Raw genomic sequence first — 17,910 nt, 5'->3', positions numbered from 1 at the left:
TAGCAAAGAAAAATAATGTAATGGTTATTGCACCACATGAGTTAGCTGTTTACATAAGAAGAAATAATATCAATATTCATCCCATGAACATAGGGAGTGCTTTTTAATTTGATTTTGGGAAAGTTAAGTTAACACAAGCTTTTCATGGGTCAAGCTATAAAGCAAACAATGGGAATGTTGTGTATACTGGGATGCCATCTGGAGTTCTTTTAACAACTGATGGACTGACAATTAACCATTCGGGAGATACAGGATTGTTTTCTGATATGAAGATGATAGGAGAAAGAATTGGTATCGATTTAGCCATCTTACCAATTGGAGATAATTTAACAATGAGTATTGAGGATGCTCTTTAGATGTAGCAAGATGTTCAAAGCTTAGAGGGTGGTACCGATACATTACCTACAATTAAACAAGATCCTCAAGAATTGACAGATAAACTATCGGCGGGGGTAGGGATACCATTGATAGTGGGAGAAAAATTGGTTATTTGGGTCAAGATATATGTTGCTTTCTTAGTATTATCTTAGAAAACGATGAGAATCTTTACAAAATAGCGAAACTTTATATGGAATTTAGAAGTGGATGATTTTTAAATCCGCTTCTTTTTTGTTAGGTACAAGCATATTCTGTAACAATCATGTTGAAAGGATGAAGACATTTGAAGAATTTACTCTACGCACTCCTTGCACTTACGATGCTTTATTTCGGATTACAGCAAATTTCACTTTCTGGTGAACAAATGCAAACTGTTTTTGTCATGAGTTGGATTTGTTTGGCGATTTTTGTAATTGGTGGTAATTTCACTCAGTATCTTTATCGTCCAAAAAGGCAAATACAAACTAAAAAATTAAATGTATACAAAAATAAGAAAACATACTCACGTGATAACTAAGTGGTCCCCTAAAGTAAGTCTATTCAAGTATTCTCAAAAACTTGAAATATAATACAAGCTTATTCTGACTTAATTTAAACTCCAAAAGCTGGGCGACTTGTTTTCATACATGAGTTGTCCAGCTAGATGAATGCAGAAAATTGAATAAAGAGTTAGCTGTAAACTGCTATGTATTCAGTTATTTTATAAATATTTTAATTAGGATCTCTTCTAAAATTTTATTGTTCTGGTACTAATAAAAATCGACTTTTGGATTTTTATGATGTAAATTCAAGCAATCTCCATATGGGTATCAGAGTAATTTAGCGAAACATTTACTTTGTACGATAAACAACAAACTTTGAGAAAATAGCCTTTAATTATAAATAATGCATCGTGAAATGGTGCGTTGATATAAATTTGTAGCACCCTTATAATAAAGAAGATATACATATGTATAAAAAGCGTGGAATTCAAAAAGGGTGATGAAGCTTGGCGACTAAGCATGAGCAAATTTTACAATATATAAACTTACTTCCAGTTGGAGAGAAAATATCTGTTCGCCAAATTGCTAAAGAGATTAATGTTAGTGAAGGAACCGCTTATCGAGCGATAAAGGAAGCAGAGAATAAAGGTTTTGTATCAACAATTGAACGGGTAGGAACAATTAGAATTGAAACAAAGAAAAAGGAAAATTTCGAAAAGCTGACGTATGCCGAAGTTGTCAATATTGTCGATGGTCATGTATTAGGTGGACGGACAGGATTACATAAAACGTTAAATAAATTTGTAATTGGAGCTATGAAGCTAGATGCGATGATGCGCTATACTGGTGCTGGAAACCTGCTAATCGTCGGAAATCGTACAAATGCACATCAATTCGCATTAGAGGCGGGTGCAGCAGTCTTAATTACTGGTGGCTTTGATACAGATGAAAGTGTAAAAAAACTTGCTGATGAGCTAGAATTACCGATTATCTCAACCAGCTATGATACTTTCACAGTAGGTACAATGATAAATCGAGCGATTTATGATCAGTTAATTAAAAAGGAAATTGTTCAGGTAGAGGATATTTTAACGCCTATCGCTAGTACGATTTATTTAAAGACCAGTGATAACATAGCTACTTGGTACCAGCATAACTATGAAACCGGACATAGTCGTTTTCCCGTTGTCGACCAAAATCTTAAAGTGCAGGGAATCATTACATCAAAGGATATTATTGGATATGATCATTCAACAATAATTGAAAAGGTTATGACGAAAAACCCGATCACTGTAATTGGAAAAACATCCGTTGCCTCAGCAGCACAAATGATGGTTTGGGAAGGAATTGAAGTACTACCAGTAGCTGATCAACAAAATCGCCTTCAAGGAATGATTAGTCGCCAGGATGTGTTAAAAGCACTGCAGATGATTCAACGGCAGCCTCAAATAGGTGAAAAGCTAGATGATATCGTGACAAATCAGTTTCTTACTATTGACGATGTATCAAAGCGGAGTAGTATATTCCGTTGTGAGGTAAGTCCACAAATGACTAATCATCTTGGAACAATCTCGTATGGTGTATTTACAACACTTGTCATTGAAGCCGTTAATCGTTATTTAAGAGCACAAAAGAAGGGTGATATTGTTGTAGAAAATATCACTATATACTTTATCAAGCCTGTTCAAATGGAGACGATGCTTGAACTACAACCTAAAATACTAGAGGTTGGAAGAAAGTTTGGGAAAGTTGAAGTTGAAGCATATAGCGAGGGGATTGTTGTTGGTAAAGCAATGATGATGGTCCAATTAATTGAAAGATAAAAGAGGCATACAGTTGCCTCTTTTTAGTTGGCCCTATTCTAAAAGTTTGTTCTTTTGTTAACCAGATTTAGCCGAAAAGCTTAATTCTGAGCCTCTTTTACTACTTGGGGTAAATAATGCTTGTACGCACGGTAACCAGCCCAACTACTACCAATGCCAATGAGGAGAAAAATACCCCCTACAATTATCGATAAGCTAGATCGATAAATAAACAATTGATTTAGTCCAAATGCAGCAACAAATATTCCTAGTGTTATACTAGACTTTGCTGAGATCCATTGTTTTACAATTGGTTTTTTCGATCTATAAGCTTTTGCCTTATAATAAATATAGAAGGCTAGAGAAATAACAATGATTACAACCAATACTGGCATAAGAATAAACCCTCCACTACAAATAATAGATCATTAAAGTTAAAAACGAAAATAATTGATCCATACTATTTTAACATGTCTTAAAGTGAATTGTATGTAAATCAGATGTTTTAAAGTGGCTCTTTTCTAAAAGTTTGTTGTGACAGATTTTTCTAAGTTATTAAGTGTAACAGAAAGAAATCTGGAGAAAATTACATAAATACACATTATTTTTTTAAAAAAGAACCATAATTAAACATTTTTATGATTTAATAATTTAAAAGACCATAAAAGGAGACTATTATGAAACAACAAATAATAGACGAAATTCGTCAAAGTGAAACCATTATTATCCACCGTCACGTTCGTCCTGACCCAGATGCTTATGGTTCCCAATGTGGCTTGGCAGAAATTTTAAAAGCAACCTACCCAAAAAAGAAAATTCTGGTTGTAGGTGAAAGTGAAACATCATTGGAATTCTTATATAAAATGGATGTAGTAAAAGATGAAGTTTATCAAGATGCATTAGTCATTGTTTGTGATACAGCGAATCAGGCTCGGGTTAGTGATCAACGTTATAAAAAAGGTAAAAAGCTAATAAAAATAGATCATCATCCTAACGATGACAAATACGGAGATCTTCTTTGGGTAGATACATCGGCTAGTGCATCAAGTGAAATGATTTATGAACTATATTTAGCAGGCAAAGATCAAGGATTTGTATTATCTAAAAAGGCAGCACAATTATTATATGCAGGTATTGTCGGGGATACTGGAAGATTTTTATTCCCTAGTACAACAGAAAAAACATTTCGTTATGCTAGTGCTTTAATTTCTGAGGGCATAGAGTTTTCACCATTGTATGATGAATTATACAAAACGAAACGAAATGTAGCAAAGCTAAGTGGATACGTATTGCAAAATTTCACTTTAACTTCATCAGGTGCAGCTTGCATGGAAATTTCAAAAGAAATGTTAGATGAGTATGAAGTTACCCCTTCAGAAGCATCCCAACTTATAAGTATCCTTGGAGACATTGAAGGCGTTAAGTCATGGGTGTTTTTTGTTGAAGAAGAAAATCAGATTAGGGTTAGATTACGGTCAAAATCGTTAGTTATAAATGGGTTAGCCAAAAAGTATAATGGAGGTGGGCATCCACTCGCCTCTGGTGCTTCTGTATATAGCTGGGAAGAAGCAGAACAAGTTCTAAAAGATCTTGAAGAGCTTTGTCAAGATAATTAGGCAAGAAACAATAGAATGAATCATGCCTAGGCTTTAATTGCAATAGGGTTCCACAGTTTAACTCTTGAGTTACTAAGGAACTTCCTCTGGTGAATTAATTATAAATTGGTTCGGCATTCATTGTGATATGTCCGAACCATTATTTTTGAAAGGCTGTTTTCGCTAAAATTTCCTTTCTCGAATCAGTTGAACAATAAAATTCTAAAATCAGATTTTTATAAGTTTAAAAGCAATAAACAAACTCTTAGAAAAGAACATTTGGAATGAATGAATGAGGTGTACTACCAATAGTTAGATCATATCGTAGAGTCATTTAAATGACGTTATTAGGTGGAAGTATTAATAGCGCTTACTTAACTGCGATTTGGAATAAACCAGAATCCTATGTCAGTAGAATCCTCATATACATCGAGATTCAATACTTTAATTTCCTTCTTAATAAGATTCGCTAGCTCGGGAGATTCGACATATGCAGAAAAACCATTTTTTATATGTTCTATTTTTTCTTGAGCAAGTTTTCTTGAATTGAATATATACAATTTAATCCCCTCCATTTTAGGTGTAGGTTCATTTAAAGGCATAGTTCTTTTCTCTTAGGCAATTTTCCGAGAGTGGTCGCTCTTATAATGTACTCTTATGAAAATACCTAAATAGAACCCCATTAAATAAATGGAAAAAACCATCTGCTGATTCTTCCTGTCTAAAAGTAACAAAAAATTTAGAAAAGAGACAAAAGAAAGATGTCCGACATCAATTTGAGGTAAGGTCATTTTTAAGCACAATCTTAGGGGATTACATTAATTGATCCATAAGGTAATCCCATTTATTTCTAATTATATTTTACCTGATAATAACTGAAATAGCGATTAATTTTGTTTGCAAAATAAATTTAAATTATTTTGAAAGAGATAGTTCTAATTCAATAGAAATTGTTGTAAATAACATTAACTTTGTCATCTCTAGTTGGTATTCTTTCCCTTCAAACTTGAACCTTTTGTTCTCGATCGTTTTTTCGATCAATTTATAATTCGAATATACACTTTCCATATCCTTGGCAAGTAAATCGGATAATTCTTCCTTTATTTCTTCTTCAATGTTTTTAATCCTGAACTTTTGAAAAAGAAATTTTTCACCGTTTGTTACATGAACATCAATACTTTGTACAGTCATTTGATGTTTGGCTTCCTTATTTAATTTTGTATATTCTTCTTGATAAATTTTAATATTGTTTTCTAAATCTTGAATGATTAGTTTTTGTTCATCAATAATTGTTCGATGTTTTTCTTGAATTACACCAAAAATAAATAAAAATACAACCCAGCTTATTATTGCTCCAATTGCAGTTCCTGCGAAAAAACGTTGCCATGTTGGTAACCGATGATTTGATGGAACTCTCATGATGTATGCTCCTGTGTTAGCCACTGTATAAGAATCCAACCTGTTTGTGCTCCGCCCATCCCAGATAGAATTAATAGAACTTGTTTTACTATATCTCGAGTTTCACCTTGAAAAATACCACGTTCAAAGCTGTAAAATGCATCAAAGGTACCACCAATCGCAGCAACAAGTGCCCATATTTTTAAGCGGTTGGCAAATTCAAACATTTTAGTTAAAGGAGGTTCGCCTGCCAAAAACGCTCCAATCGCGCCAATCAGTGTCCCACCTAAAATGACTCCTAAAGCTATAAAAAAGCTATGAATAAATGCAGGAATAAATGCTTCGTTGTCCATGTCTATCACTCTCCTACTATTGAGTATATGGACGACCTATTTTAAGTATGTTTTCTTTTGAAAGAGAAAAGCAAATAGTTCGGAGGATAGCTACTTTTTTATTGGCTGTTTTCTAAAAGTATGTAACAAGAAAACAGCCCGATGATCTAGAAACTTAAGTGTTTCCATCTATGAAAAAAATTAACAAAAACTGCCTCTATATTCAAGCAATCTTATATAAGAATGCTTTTCTATTTGTATCGAGAAAATTCTAGGAATATAATAAAGAAGGACAGATGAGTAGATTACGATCACCGTTTTAAAAATGATTAAAGAACTTATATGAAAGTAATTATAAAAGGAATGATTTGGACAAGAGAGATTTCAATTAATGGATAGGTAATCTCTGCGATACAACTGATGCAAAATCAGCCTGATATTTAGATCACAAAAAAAGAAAGGAGGTACATCGAATGCCTTTCGTTCATCTTCAGGTAAAAAGTGCATACAGCCTTTTATCGAGTGCTGCAAAGCTTGATAAGCTTGTAATGAAAGCAAAATCTCTAAAATACAAAGCCTTAGCTTTGACTGACGATCAGGTCTTGTATGGAACGGTTGCTTTTTACAAGCTCTGCAAGCAACATGGGATTAAGCCAATTATTGGTATGACTATAAATGTCGTTGATGAACAATTTGAGGGAAAAGCTACTCCACTTTTACTTTTAGCTGAAAATAATAATGGCTATCAAAATTTATTAAAGATTAGTAGTGCCGTTCAAACAAAATCCTCTGAAGGTCTTCCGGAAAGATGGTTAAGGAGTTATAGTCAGGGACTTATTGCCATTACTCCAGGCTCTGATGGAATTATCGAAAAACATGTCCTTGAGGAAAAATTGGATAAAGCACGAGAGCTAACTAGAAAATATCAATCAATTTTTGGTGTGGATTCTTTCTTTCTAGGAATTCAAAATCACCTTTCAACCGAGGACAATTCCCTTCTTAATCACTTCATTACACTAAGTGAAGAAATGGATATCCCTGTTGTTGCAACGAACGATGTCGTCTATATAGAAAAAAATGATTTTTTTGCGCAAAAGTGTTTAGTGGCTATAAAAAATGGTGAAAAGTTTTCAGACGATAACATGGACTTACATACTCCAAATGAATATTTTTTAAAGTCACCACAGGAAATGGTTTCACTTTTTGAGCTATATCCGGATGCCTTAGAAAATACGTTACGTATCGCAGATCGATGTAATGTTGATCTTGCATTAGGAGTAACTCACTTACCAAAGTTTCCTACTCCGAACCAAGAGAGTGCAAGTGATTATTTAGAACAGCTTTGTTTAAATGGATTGCAAGAGCGATTTGCTAATCCCGGAAATATCTATAAAGATAGACTCAGTTATGAGTTAAGTGTGATCAAAAGAATGAATTTCAGTGATTACTTTTTAATAGTATGGGATTTTATGAGGTATGCACATATACAGGGGATATTAACTGGTCCAGGTCGTGGATCTGCAGCAGGTTCACTTGTCTCATATGTGTTAAACATTACAAATGTAGACCCTATTGAACATCGTCTTCTGTTTGAACGTTTTTTAAATCCTGAACGAATTTCGATGCCAGATATCGATATTGATTTACCTGATGTAAAACGGGAAGCGGTAATCGATTATGTAGCAAAAAAATATGGAAAACTACATGTAGCTCAAATTATTACTTTTGGTACATTGGCTGCTAAAGCTGCTATTCGTGATGTTGGCAGAGTAATGGGGGCAACACCTAAGGAAACGGATATTCTTTCTAAACAAATCTCAACTCGACCTGGGACGACGCTTACACAAGCAATAAAGGAATCAAAAGTATTACAAAAGTCAATTGAAGAAAATGAATTATATAAAAAGATTATTGATACTGCATTAAAAATAGAGGGGCTTCCAAGACACGTATCAACCCATGCTGCAGGTGTTGTTTTAAGTAATCAGCCATTAACAAATATAATTCCAATCCAAAAAGGTCAGCAGGATGTTTACTTAACTCAATTTTCAATGGACTTTTTAGAAGACTTAGGACTTTTAAAGATGGACTTTCTTGGATTACGAAATTTATCATTGCTAGAAAATATTATCAAATTAATTGAACATGGTGAAGGGTACTCTGTTGATTTAGCACGAATACCTTTAGATAATGCGAAGACATTTGACCTTCTTGCTAAGGGTGATACTACTGGAGTTTTCCAATTGGAATCAGAGGGCATGAGAAGTGTATTAAAACGTCTTAAACCGACTAGTCTGGAAGATATCGTTGCAGTGAATGCATTGTATCGCCCTGGTCCAATGGAAAATATCCCATTATATATAGATCGAAAGCATAAGCGGAGTTCTATCGACTATATTCACCAAGACCTGGAACCGATCTTACATTCGACCTATGGAGTTATCGTTTACCAAGAACAAATAATGGAAATTGCTTCAACTATAGCTGGATTTACTTTAGGAGAAGCAGATTTGTTACGAAGAGCAGTTAGTAAAAAGAAGAAAGAAATTTTAGATGAAGAACGAGAGCATTTTGTCAGTGGGTGTAAGGTAAAGGGTTATAATGACCTGATCGCAAACAACATCTATGATTTAATAGTTAAATTCTCCAACTATGGTTTTAATAGGAGCCATGCGGTTGCTTATAGTATGATCGCATATCAGTTGGCATATCTAAAAGCAAATTATCCTTTATACTTTATGACTGCGCTGTTAACAAGTGTGAGTGGTAATGACGAAAAGGTTTCACAGTATTTACGGGAAACAAAACAAAAAGGGATAAATGTCCTGCCACCTTCTGTAAACAATAGTGCTTATCCCTTTTTAGTAGAAGATAATAGTATACGTTTTAGTTTAGCATCAATTAAAAATGTTGGTGTAAATGCAGTAAAGGAAATCTTCCATGCCAGAAAGAAGAAACGGTATACAGATTTATTTGATTTTTGTATCAGAGTATCAATGAAAGTAATTAATCGACGGGTTATGGAACAGTTGATTTTCTCCGGAGCTATGGATGAATTTGGTGTAGATCGTGCTACATTGCTTGCTAGTTTAGATGTTGCCATTGAACATGCTGACTTAATATCGCCCACAGATGATAATCAATACGATTTATTTATAGACGAAGAGTTTACACTTATGCCTAAATATATTGAAATAGAACCATTCAAAGTCAAGGAGAAATTAAGATTTGAAAAAGAAGCACTAGGTTTTTATTTATCGAGTCATCCTGTCGAACTTTATCGTGAGCAAATGAAATTATCATCAGCGAGTCCGATTTCGGAGTTGGGTAATAACATTGATAAAAAGGCAACTATAGGTGCAATGATTTTAAAAAGTCGAACAATACGAACTAAAAAAGGCGAAGTAATGGCTTTTATAGAAGTTGGTGATGAAACAGGAGAAGTAGATATAGTAATGTTTCCACAAACCTATGCAAAGTTTACTGAAACGATGATGTCGGGCAATATTTTTTTATTTGAGGGAAAGGTAGAAATGCGCCAGGACAAGATTCAATTTATCGTACAGAAAGTTGTAAAACCTGGCGAATTACCAGATAATCATACAAAGTTATTTATAAAAATAGGTAAACAGTTGATGGACCCGCAAAGACTCTTAGAGGTGAAGGCGTATTTAAGTGATTTTCCAGGAGAGACTCCAGTCTTTCTTTATTATGAAATCGATAAAAAGACGGTAAAACTTCAAAGGGAGAATTTTATCTCTCCAACTGACGAATGTATTGGCAAATTAGAAAAATTACTTGGCAAAGAAAATGTAGTGTTGAGAAGAGTCTGACTTAATACAAAAGAGTCAGACTCTTATTAAGCAACTCTTTATGCAAACCTAACTATTACGAATATCCTATCAAGGGATAAAAGTGAAACCACAAGACCTATTTTATAAACCATCGAAATATGGTATCATTTAATCATGATTGTCGGTGGTCTGACCACTCATTTTTGGCAACTTTACAAGGTGCAAAGGGGATGTATATTATGACATTACGAGAAGAAGCATTACATATTCACCGTATTAACAAAGGAAAGCTAGAATCCAAATCTAAAATACCTGTACGAAATGCGCATGATCTAAGTCTTGCTTATTCACCTGGAGTGGCTGAACCTTGTAAAGATATATATGATGACAAAAACAAAGTATATGATTATACGATGAAGGGAAATATGGTAGCCGTTGTTTCAGATGGAACGGCAGTCTTAGGTTTAGGAAACATTGGACCGGAGGCAGCATTACCAGTTATGGAAGGGAAAGCCGTTCTTTTTAAAAGTTTTGCAGGTGTTGATGCATTTCCGATTTGTTTAGCAACTACAGATGTAGAACAAATAATAAATACTGTAAAACTTCTGGAACCAAACTTTGGTGGAGTTAATTTAGAAGACATTGCTGCGCCAAACTGCTTTGAAATTGAAGAACGATTGAAAAAGGAAACGAATATTCCAATTTTTCATGATGATCAACATGGAACAGCAATTGTTACAGTTGCTGGTCTAGTAAATGCTTTGAAATTAGTTGGGAAGAGTATGTCTAACATTCGAGTTGTAGCTAATGGAGCAGGTGCAGCAGGTATTGCAATCATAAAGTTGCTTTATACATATGGCGTTAGAGATATTATTATGTGTGACTCTAAAGGGGCTATTTTCGAAAGTCGCCTAAATGGTATGAACAAAGTTAAAGAAAGTGTGGCGAAATTCACCAATCGTGATCAAAAAGAAGGCACACTCGCTGACGTTATTAAAGAAGCTGATGTATTTATTGGTGTGTCTGTTGAGGGTGCATTAACAATAGAAATGGTTCAATCGATGAATGAAAATCCAATTATTTTTGCAATGGCCAACCCAGTACCGGAAATTATGCCAGAGGATGCAATCAAAGCAGGTGCAATGGTAATAGGTACAGGAAGGTCAGATTTTCCTAACCAAGTGAATAATGTGCTTGCGTTTCCAGGGATCTTTCGAGGTGCACTTGATGTTAGAGCAACACATATAAATGAGAAAATGAAAATAGCTGCGGTTGAAGCAATAGCATCACTGGTATCAGAGGATGATTTAAGGACAGATTATGTTATACCAGGTCCATTTGATCCTCGTGTAGCTCCAGAGGTAGCGAAAGCTGTAGCGAAAGCAGCAATGGAAACTGGAGTTGCGAGAATAAAGGTAGACCCAGAGGATATTGCAAAGAAAACAAGAGAGCTGGCTATTATTGAGTAGAAGTGAGTGAATGATTCTTGTCCAATGTACAATCAAAAGTTTATATTGAGATTCTTCACCATATTAGAACCTATATTACAGAGGAAAATCTTTCATATGGTGATAAAATCCCATCGGAAAGAGAGTTTGCAGAAAAGCTGAAAGTAGGTAGATCTTCTGTTAGGGAAGCTCTACGTGCCCTTGAGTTATTAGGGATGATAGAAACCCGTAGAGGAGAAGGAACATATCTCAAAGATTTTCGCGAACACAATCTAATAGATTTACTTGGTACTTTTATATTAGAAGACTCAAGGGCAATCGATGATATCATTCAAATGAATGCCCTTTTAGAATATAATGCTTTACAATTAATACTTGATAGTAATCATAAAGAAGAGCTTATTTTAATTGCAAAGAAACTTAACACGAAATCACTATCTAGATATACTCTAATGATGGAATTAGTTCAATTAGCGAACAATCATTTGCTCTATCGAATCTGGTCGGTATTAAGTGAATACGTTACTCTTGTGGATAAACGTAACCATGAGGTAATATATTCGAACGAAGAGTTGGACATGCTAGTAACGGCATTATTAAACAAAAATCCAGAAGCGGTATTTACTGCATATCAACATATTGCGATTAAGGAAAATGTCGAATAGTAACTGACAAAGTTCAACAACATGCTTGCACTTCATTGGTTAAAGTAGAAAGGGACATAAATTAAGTAAAGATAAATTTAGAACATTTTCAAGAATAAAGGTAGAAATTAAAAAGATTTGTAGAGAAATAGCTTTAGAAAAGGGGAGGTACAGTTTTGTTAAAAGATTTATTTACAAAACAGAAACCAAAGAAAAAAAAATATGCAGAGGTTCCCTCAGATCAATCAAAACAGGATGTTCCTGAAGGAATCGTTCTTAAATGTCCAAAGTGTAAAAAAATCATGTATACAAAAGAACTAAATAAAAATCTTAAAGTATGTATGAATTGTGGATATCATAACCAAATGAATGCTAAGGAACGTATTAAAAGCTTATTTGATGAGGACAGCTTTATTGAATACGACAAAGAAATGATTTCAGAAAATCCATTGGGATTCCCGGGTTATGATGAAAAGTTAGCAAAGGATCGTGAAAAAACCAAACAAAATGAGGCTGTTGTTACTGGTGAAGGTTTCATTAAAGGTTTTAAAACGACAGTAGCGATTATGGATGCTAGTTTCAGAATGGGGAGTATGGGTTCAGTAGTAGGTGAAAAGATCACCCGTGCAATTGAAAAGGCGAATGACCAAAGCTTGCCTTTTATTATTTTAACAGCCTCTGGCGGTGCTAGAATGCAAGAAGGGGTTCTTAGCTTAATGCAAATGGCGAAAACAAGTTCAGCATTAAAACTATTTAGTGATAACACTGGTTTGATCATATCTGTGATGACACATCCGACAACTGGAGGAGTATCAGCAAGCTTTGCTTCTTTAGGTGATTATAATTTTGCTGAACCAGGTGCACTTATTGGGTTTGCTGGTAGACGAATCATTGAGCAAACGATTCGTGAAGATCTACCGGAAGACTTTCAAACGGCTGAATTTTTATTGAAGCATGGTCAATTGGATGCAGTGATTAATCGTCAGGATTTAAAAGAGACGCTGGCCAATATACTTGATATACATCAGGCTGGAGGTGAAATAACATGGTAGGAGAATTAGAATATGAAAAGCCTGTTATACAACTAAGGGAAAAAATCAGTGAGCTTAAAGAATTTACTAGTCAATCTGATGTTGATTTATCATCTGAAATTGAAAAGCTTGAAATTCGATTAGAAAAGCTAGAAAATGAGATTTACACGGCAATTAAGCCTTGGGATAGAGTTCAAATAGCAAGACATCCTAGTAGGCCAACAACGCTTGATTATATTGACCATATTTTTACAAACTTCTTTGAGTGTCACGGCGACCGTTATTATGGTGATGATGATGCAATTGTAAGTGGAATTGCTAAGTTTAAAGGCCTTCCTGTTACTGTGATTGGGCATCAACGTGGTAAAGATACAAAGGAGAATATACGTAGAAATTTCGGTATGCCGCATCCAGAAGGGTATCGTAAAGCATTAAGACTAATGAAACAAGCAGATAAATTTAGTCGTCCAATCATTTGCTTTATAGATACAAAAGGCGCTTACCCAGGAAAAGCAGCAGAGGAACGCGGCCAAAGTGAAGCGATTGCTAAGAACTTATTTGAAATGGCAGGTTTGTCTGTACCGGTTATTTGCATTGTAATTGGTGAAGGCGGGAGTGGTGGAGCTTTAGCTTTAGGTGTCGGCAATTATATTCATATGCTAGAGAACTCTACTTATTCTGTTATTTCTCCAGAAGGTGCTGCTGCATTGTTATGGAAAGATGCAGGATTAGCTCAGAAAGCTGCAGAAACGATGAAAATAACGGCTCCAGACTTAAAAGAACTAGGGGTTGTAGATGAAATTATCCCTGAAGTAAAAGGCGGGGCCCATAAAGATATCGCCAAGCAAGCTGTTTATATTGAAGAAATATTAGAAAACTCTCTAAAAACATTAGTAAAAATGAATGGTGAAGATCTGATTAAGCATCGCTACAAGAAATTTAAAAGAATTGGTCAAGTATCCTATACAAATGAGTTAATTGGGGTAAAATAAGAGCGTGAGACCATATCGGTCCACGTTTTCTTTTGTGTATAAAAGGCTATATCATATAAATGTAGTGTGCTTATTAGATCTCGAAAACCACACTCATGAACTTAGCGTGTTGTTTTACCTATAATGCTTGGTTTTGGACTGATGAAATGGGTTGAAAGCCTGATAAATTTTTGTGAAATTAAAGAATTCATTAAACACAGAGGGTAATTTATTGTATAATAAAAAAGGCTCATAAAAAGGTTATTCGACAAAAGTTGACTTTGGTCTTTGTTGTTTTGCTTTTTCATGTTATTTTTAGAGTAGATAATGATTGCTATTTTTTTATAGTGGGGTGAAGAAAGATGAAAAAAATTGGTGTCTTAACAAGTGGTGGCGACGCTCCAGGAATGAATGCTGCTGTTCGTGCAGTCGTTCGAAAAGCAATTTTTCATAATGTTGAGGTATATGGTATTTTCCATGGTTATACGGGATTAATTGAAGGTCGAATTGAAAAGTTAGAATTAGGTTCAGTAGGTGATATTATTCACCGTGGCGGTACAAAACTATATTCTTCAAGATGCCCAGAATTTAAAACTCTTGAAGGTCAAAAAAAGGGTATTGAACAATTAAACAAGCATGGTATAGAAGGGTTAGTAGTTATTGGTGGAGACGGTTCCTATATGGGAGCGAAGAAATTAACTGAGCACGGATTTCCATGTGTAGGAGTTCCTGGTACGATAGACAATGATATACCTGGTACAGATTTCACAATTGGATTTGATACAGCGCTTAATACAGTGATCGATGCAGTTGATAAAATAAGAGACACGGCTACATCACATGAACGTACATATGTTATTGAAGTTATGGGGAGACATGCTGGTGATATAGCACTATGGTCTGGATTAGCTGGTGGAGCAGAAACTATTTTGATTCCTGAAGCTGCATATGACATGGATGATATTATTTCACGCTTAAAGCGAGGGCATGAGCGAGGCAAGAAACATAGTATTATTATCGTGGCTGAAGGTGTTGGAAGCGGTGTAGATTTTGCGAAGCAAATTGAGGAAGCTACTTCTTATGAAACACGTGTATCTGTTTTAGGGCATGTTCAGCGCGGTGGCTCACCAACAGCATCTGACCGTGTACTTGCAAGCCGACTAGGAGCCTTTGCTGTAGAATTACTATTAGAAGGTAAAGGTGGCCGTTGTGTAGGTATTCAAAAAAATGAACTTGTTCATCATGATATTTTGGAGATCTTAGATCAACCACATAAAATTGATAATAATATGTACCGTTTATCAAAAGAGTTATCAATATAAGGTCTGGTATCGTTTTCATAAAGAGGTTTCCATTGAATTATGAGAGAAATATAGTTAGACACGGCTTGATGACTTATATAAGCAATCAGATAGTAAGTAATGTCGTTTGATTAATATAAAAAACCATAAAGGATGTGGAGAGGAAGGAAATCAAGTTTTTCTTATAGATTGATTTTCTAGTCCACACAATGGTAGGAGGAACGTAAATGCGTAAAACTAAGATAGTCTGTACAATAGGCCCAGCAAGTGAATCAATTGAAAAATTATCTGAGTTAATGGAAGCAGGTATGAATGTATCTCGTTTAAACTTTTCACATGGTGATTTTGAAGAACACGGTGCTAGAATTAAAAACATTAGAAAAGCTTCTGCTAAATTAAATAAAAATATTGCAATTCTATTGGATACGAAGGGTCCTGAAATTCGTACAAATACAATGGAAAATGGGGCAATTGAGCTTGTTGCTGGGAATGAAATTAATGTTTCTATGAAAGAAGTAGTTGGAACTTTAGAAAAATTCTCAGTTACCTATGAGGACCTAATTGACGACGTACATATTGGTTCAACTATCCTTTTAGATGATGGTCTGATTGAATTAGAAGTAATTGGTTTAGATCAAGCAAACGGTGAAATTAAAACACTCATAAAAAACAATGGTACATTAAAAAATAAAAAAGGTGTTAACGTACCAGGAGTTAGTGTGAAACTTCCAGGTATTACAGAAAAAGATGCAAAAGATATTATCTTTGGTATTGAGCAAGATGTTGATTTTATTGCTGCTTCTTTTGTTCGACGTGCATCAGATGTACTTGAAATTAGAGAATTACTAGAGGAACATAAAGCTGGTCATATTCAAATTATACCTAAAATTGAAAACCAAGAAGGCGTAGATAATATTGATGAAATTCTTGAAGTTTCAGATGGATTAATGGTAGCGCGTGGTGACCTAGGAGTGGAAATTCCTGCAGAAGAAGTTCCATTAGTTCAAAAAGAGTTAATTAGAAAATGTAATGCATTAGGTAAACCTGTAATAACTGCAACACAAATGTTAGATAGTATGCAACGCAATCCAAGACCAACACGTGCAGAAGCTAGTGATGTTGCAAATGCAATTTTTGATGGCACAGATGCAATCATGCTTTCTGGAGAAACTGCTGCTGGTTCATATCCTGTTGAAGCTGTGAAAACGATGCACAATATTGCTTCAAGAGCTGAACAAGCTTTAGATTTTAAACAAATTCTCTCAAAGCGCAGTGATCAAGTAGGAACAACAATTACTGACGCTATCGGTCAATCTACAGCATATACTGCTTTGAATTTAGGTGTGTCTGCTATTGTAACACCAACAGAAAGTGGACATACTCCGAGAATGATTTCTAAGTACCGTCCTAAAGCGCCAATTGTAGCTGTTACAATATCTGATTCAGTTTCTCGTAAATTAGCTCTAGTATGGGGTGTTTATCCTAGAAGTGGTAACCATTCAACGTCTACTGACGAGATGCTAGATCATTCTATTATCGAAGCAGTGAACAGTGGATTAGTTTCACACGGCGACCTAATTGTTATTACAGCCGGTGTACCTGTTGGGGAATCTGGAACAACAAACCTAATGAAAGTTCATGTGATTGGTGATGTTCTAGCAAAAGGGCAAGGAATTGGACGTAAATCTTCCTTTGGTAAGGTTTGTGTAGCAAGCACAGCGAATGATGCACAAGAGAAAATGACTAAAGGGGCAATCCTCGTTGCTCAAAGTACAGACCGTGATATGATGGGAGCTCTAGAACAAGCAACTGCGCTGATTACTGAAGAGGGTGGTTTAACAAGCCATGCAGCTGTTGTAGGATTAAGCCTAGGTATACCAGTAATTGTAGGAGTTGAAGGGGCAACAACTTTATTTACAGATGGTCAAGATATTACTGTTGATGCAATCCGTGGTGTAATCTATCGTGGACATGCAAGCGTACTTTAATCGTATCTGATAAAGAATGAAGGTCCAAATCGGAGAAGGGGGAAATCCCTTCTCTTTTTTATGGAGTAAATAAACTTGTATAGAAAATTTGAGCATTATATTTGATCATATTTAAAAAGCTAGAAGCAATTATATAGATGTATCACATATTTGCTAACCCGTGAACTTGCTCTTTTGTCCTTTTATCGAATAGAATGGAGATAGATAATCGAAACAAAATAATAATGACTCGTTACGATGGTCTTCTAGAAAGGTGAGGAAAAAATGAGGGTTTTCATATTTTTTTTAATTGTCATCCCAGCAATAGAAATAGGTATTCTTCTGCTATCTGGAAAAACAATAGGGGCAATACCAACTGTTTTACTCATTATCCTAACGGGCATACTAGGGGCTTGGCTTGCAAAAAAACAAGGAATTGAAACAATCAGAAAAGCACAGCAGCAAATGCAATATGCACAAATTCCAAGTGATGCTATCTTAGATGGACTTTGTATTCTAATTGGGGGTACATTACTATTAACCCCAGGATTTATAACGGATGCAATTGGGATTTTTCTATTATTACCTATTAGCCGAAATAAAATAAAGCCATTCTTATTAAAAATTATTCGGAAAATGATAGATAGAAACAAAGTAACAATTATTCGTTAATAGTGCATGGTTGATTTATTACTAGTGATTTATCCCCCACAAACTCAATATATTGGAGAAACAGTCAGAGCATGCGAATAATTGTTGTTTGTGGT

15 protein-coding genes and 1 pseudogene are annotated in these 17,910 nt (G+C 34.9%); 12 read left to right on the top strand and 4 right to left on the bottom strand.

The window, feature by feature from the left end; genetic code table 11:
- Positions 1 to 131: 131 nt before the first annotated feature.
- From AC6CHR_RS05125 to AC6CHR_RS05115, 3 genes and pseudogenes are all read left to right on the top strand, one after another.
- Positions 132 to 356, top strand: a pseudogene (locus AC6CHR_RS05125) (metal-dependent hydrolase); the annotation flags it as partial.
- Between the two features lie 305 nt (positions 357 to 661).
- Positions 662 to 895: a hypothetical protein gene (locus tag AC6CHR_RS05120; RefSeq protein ID WP_498247439.1), complete on the top strand. Its 234-nt coding sequence runs from the start codon at positions 662 to 664 to the stop codon at positions 893 to 895.
- A 471-nt stretch (positions 896 to 1,366) separates the two neighbouring features.
- Entirely contained in the window at positions 1,367 to 2,683 is a 1,317-nt protein-coding gene (locus AC6CHR_RS05115; protein WP_498247437.1) for a DRTGG domain-containing protein, read from the top strand.
- An 80-nt stretch (positions 2,684 to 2,763) separates the two neighbouring features.
- On the opposite strand, the gene AC6CHR_RS05110 is transcribed toward AC6CHR_RS05115, so the two are convergent.
- On the bottom strand, positions 2,764 to 3,057 hold the full coding sequence (locus AC6CHR_RS05110) for a YtpI family protein (RefSeq protein ID WP_498247436.1): 294 nt from the start codon (positions 3,055 to 3,057) through the stop codon (positions 2,764 to 2,766).
- A 282-nt stretch (positions 3,058 to 3,339) separates the two neighbouring features.
- Between AC6CHR_RS05110 and AC6CHR_RS05105 the strand changes: the two genes are divergently transcribed.
- Positions 3,340 to 4,278, top strand: coding sequence for a DHH family phosphoesterase (locus AC6CHR_RS05105; RefSeq protein ID WP_498247435.1), 939 nt, complete (start codon positions 3,340 to 3,342; stop codon positions 4,276 to 4,278).
- A gap of 353 nt (positions 4,279 to 4,631) precedes the next feature.
- Here AC6CHR_RS05105 and AC6CHR_RS05100 read toward each other — a convergent pair whose 3' ends face one another.
- The 3 genes from AC6CHR_RS05100 to ytrH all read right to left on the bottom strand — a co-directional run bounded on the left by AC6CHR_RS05100 (position 4,632) and on the right by ytrH (position 6,008).
- The gene (locus AC6CHR_RS05100) at positions 4,632 to 4,817 is read right to left on the bottom strand and encodes a YtzJ family protein (RefSeq protein WP_498247434.1); all 186 of its coding nucleotides are present in this window, start codon (positions 4,815 to 4,817) and stop codon (positions 4,632 to 4,634) included.
- Between the two features lie 355 nt (positions 4,818 to 5,172).
- Positions 5,173 to 5,676, bottom strand: a complete 504-nt coding sequence (gene ytrI / locus AC6CHR_RS05095; protein WP_498247433.1) for a sporulation membrane protein YtrI — start codon at positions 5,674 to 5,676, stop codon at positions 5,173 to 5,175.
- Positions 5,673 to 6,008 carry a sporulation membrane protein YtrH gene (gene ytrH / locus AC6CHR_RS05090; RefSeq protein ID WP_498247432.1) on the bottom strand — a complete coding sequence of 112 codons (336 nt, stop codon included), beginning with the start codon at positions 6,006 to 6,008 and terminating at the stop codon, positions 5,673 to 5,675. Before ytrH ends, ytrI begins: the two co-directional genes overlap by 4 nt.
- A gap of 452 nt (positions 6,009 to 6,460) precedes the next feature.
- Between ytrH and dnaE the strand changes: the two genes are divergently transcribed.
- The 8 genes from dnaE (at position 6,461) to AC6CHR_RS05050 (ending at position 17,815) form a co-directional block, all read left to right on the top strand.
- Positions 6,461 to 9,820 carry a DNA polymerase III subunit alpha gene (dnaE, locus tag AC6CHR_RS05085; RefSeq protein WP_498247431.1) on the top strand — a complete coding sequence of 1,120 codons (3,360 nt, stop codon included), beginning with the start codon at positions 6,461 to 6,463 and terminating at the stop codon, positions 9,818 to 9,820.
- A gap of 200 nt (positions 9,821 to 10,020) precedes the next feature.
- Positions 10,021 to 11,250, top strand: a complete 1,230-nt coding sequence (gene ystJ / locus AC6CHR_RS05080) for an NADP-dependent malic enzyme (RefSeq protein ID WP_498247430.1) — start codon at positions 10,021 to 10,023, stop codon at positions 11,248 to 11,250.
- A gap of 17 nt (positions 11,251 to 11,267) precedes the next feature.
- Entirely contained in the window at positions 11,268 to 11,894 is a 627-nt protein-coding gene (locus AC6CHR_RS05075; RefSeq protein ID WP_498247429.1) for a FadR/GntR family transcriptional regulator, read from the top strand.
- A 155-nt stretch (positions 11,895 to 12,049) separates the two neighbouring features.
- Entirely contained in the window at positions 12,050 to 12,925 is an 876-nt protein-coding gene (accD, locus tag AC6CHR_RS05070) for an acetyl-CoA carboxylase, carboxyltransferase subunit beta (RefSeq protein ID WP_498247428.1), read from the top strand.
- Positions 12,919 to 13,896 (top strand): acetyl-CoA carboxylase carboxyl transferase subunit alpha, encoded by a 978-nt coding sequence (gene accA, locus AC6CHR_RS05065; RefSeq protein ID WP_498247427.1) that lies wholly within the window; start codon positions 12,919 to 12,921, stop codon positions 13,894 to 13,896. The genes accD and accA overlap by 7 nt, the downstream gene beginning before the upstream one ends.
- 341 nt (positions 13,897 to 14,237) lie before the next feature.
- Positions 14,238 to 15,197, top strand: coding sequence for a 6-phosphofructokinase (pfkA, locus tag AC6CHR_RS05060; protein WP_498247426.1), 960 nt, complete (start codon positions 14,238 to 14,240; stop codon positions 15,195 to 15,197).
- A 206-nt stretch (positions 15,198 to 15,403) separates the two neighbouring features.
- Complete coding sequence (pyk, locus tag AC6CHR_RS05055; protein ID WP_498247425.1) at positions 15,404 to 17,164, top strand: pyruvate kinase; 1,761 nt, start codon at positions 15,404 to 15,406, stop codon at positions 17,162 to 17,164.
- Between the two features lie 264 nt (positions 17,165 to 17,428).
- Entirely contained in the window at positions 17,429 to 17,815 is a 387-nt protein-coding gene (locus AC6CHR_RS05050) for an FxsA family protein (protein WP_498247424.1), read from the top strand.
- Positions 17,816 to 17,910: the final 95 nt, after the last annotated feature.

It is taken from the genome of Metabacillus sp. GQ13 (genome assembly GCF_059758525.1).
This window is presented reverse-complemented; position numbering and strand designations above follow the sequence as displayed.

What these genes read in the sequence shown, in the direction of transcription:
- AC6CHR_RS05110 (WP_498247436.1), bottom strand. Translation starts at nt 3,057, where the DNA reads ATGCCAGTATTGGTTGTAATCATTGTTATTTCTCTAGCCTTCTATATT.
- AC6CHR_RS05105 (WP_498247435.1), top strand. Translation starts at nt 3,340, where the DNA reads ATGAAACAACAAATAATAGACGAAATTCGTCAAAGTGAAACCATTATT.
- ytrI (WP_498247433.1), bottom strand. Translation starts at nt 5,676, where the DNA reads ATGAGAGTTCCATCAAATCATCGGTTACCAACATGGCAACGTTTTTTC.
- ytrH (WP_498247432.1), bottom strand. Translation starts at nt 6,008, where the DNA reads ATGGACAACGAAGCATTTATTCCTGCATTTATTCATAGCTTTTTTATA.
- dnaE (WP_498247431.1), top strand. Translation starts at nt 6,461, where the DNA reads ATGCCTTTCGTTCATCTTCAGGTAAAAAGTGCATACAGCCTTTTATCG.
- ystJ (WP_498247430.1), top strand. Translation starts at nt 10,021, where the DNA reads ATGACATTACGAGAAGAAGCATTACATATTCACCGTATTAACAAAGGA.
- accA (WP_498247427.1), top strand. Translation starts at nt 12,919, where the DNA reads ATGGTAGGAGAATTAGAATATGAAAAGCCTGTTATACAACTAAGGGAA.
- pfkA (WP_498247426.1), top strand. Translation starts at nt 14,238, where the DNA reads ATGAAAAAAATTGGTGTCTTAACAAGTGGTGGCGACGCTCCAGGAATG.
- pyk (WP_498247425.1), top strand. Translation starts at nt 15,404, where the DNA reads ATGCGTAAAACTAAGATAGTCTGTACAATAGGCCCAGCAAGTGAATCA.
- AC6CHR_RS05050 (WP_498247424.1), top strand. Translation starts at nt 17,429, where the DNA reads ATGAGGGTTTTCATATTTTTTTTAATTGTCATCCCAGCAATAGAAATA.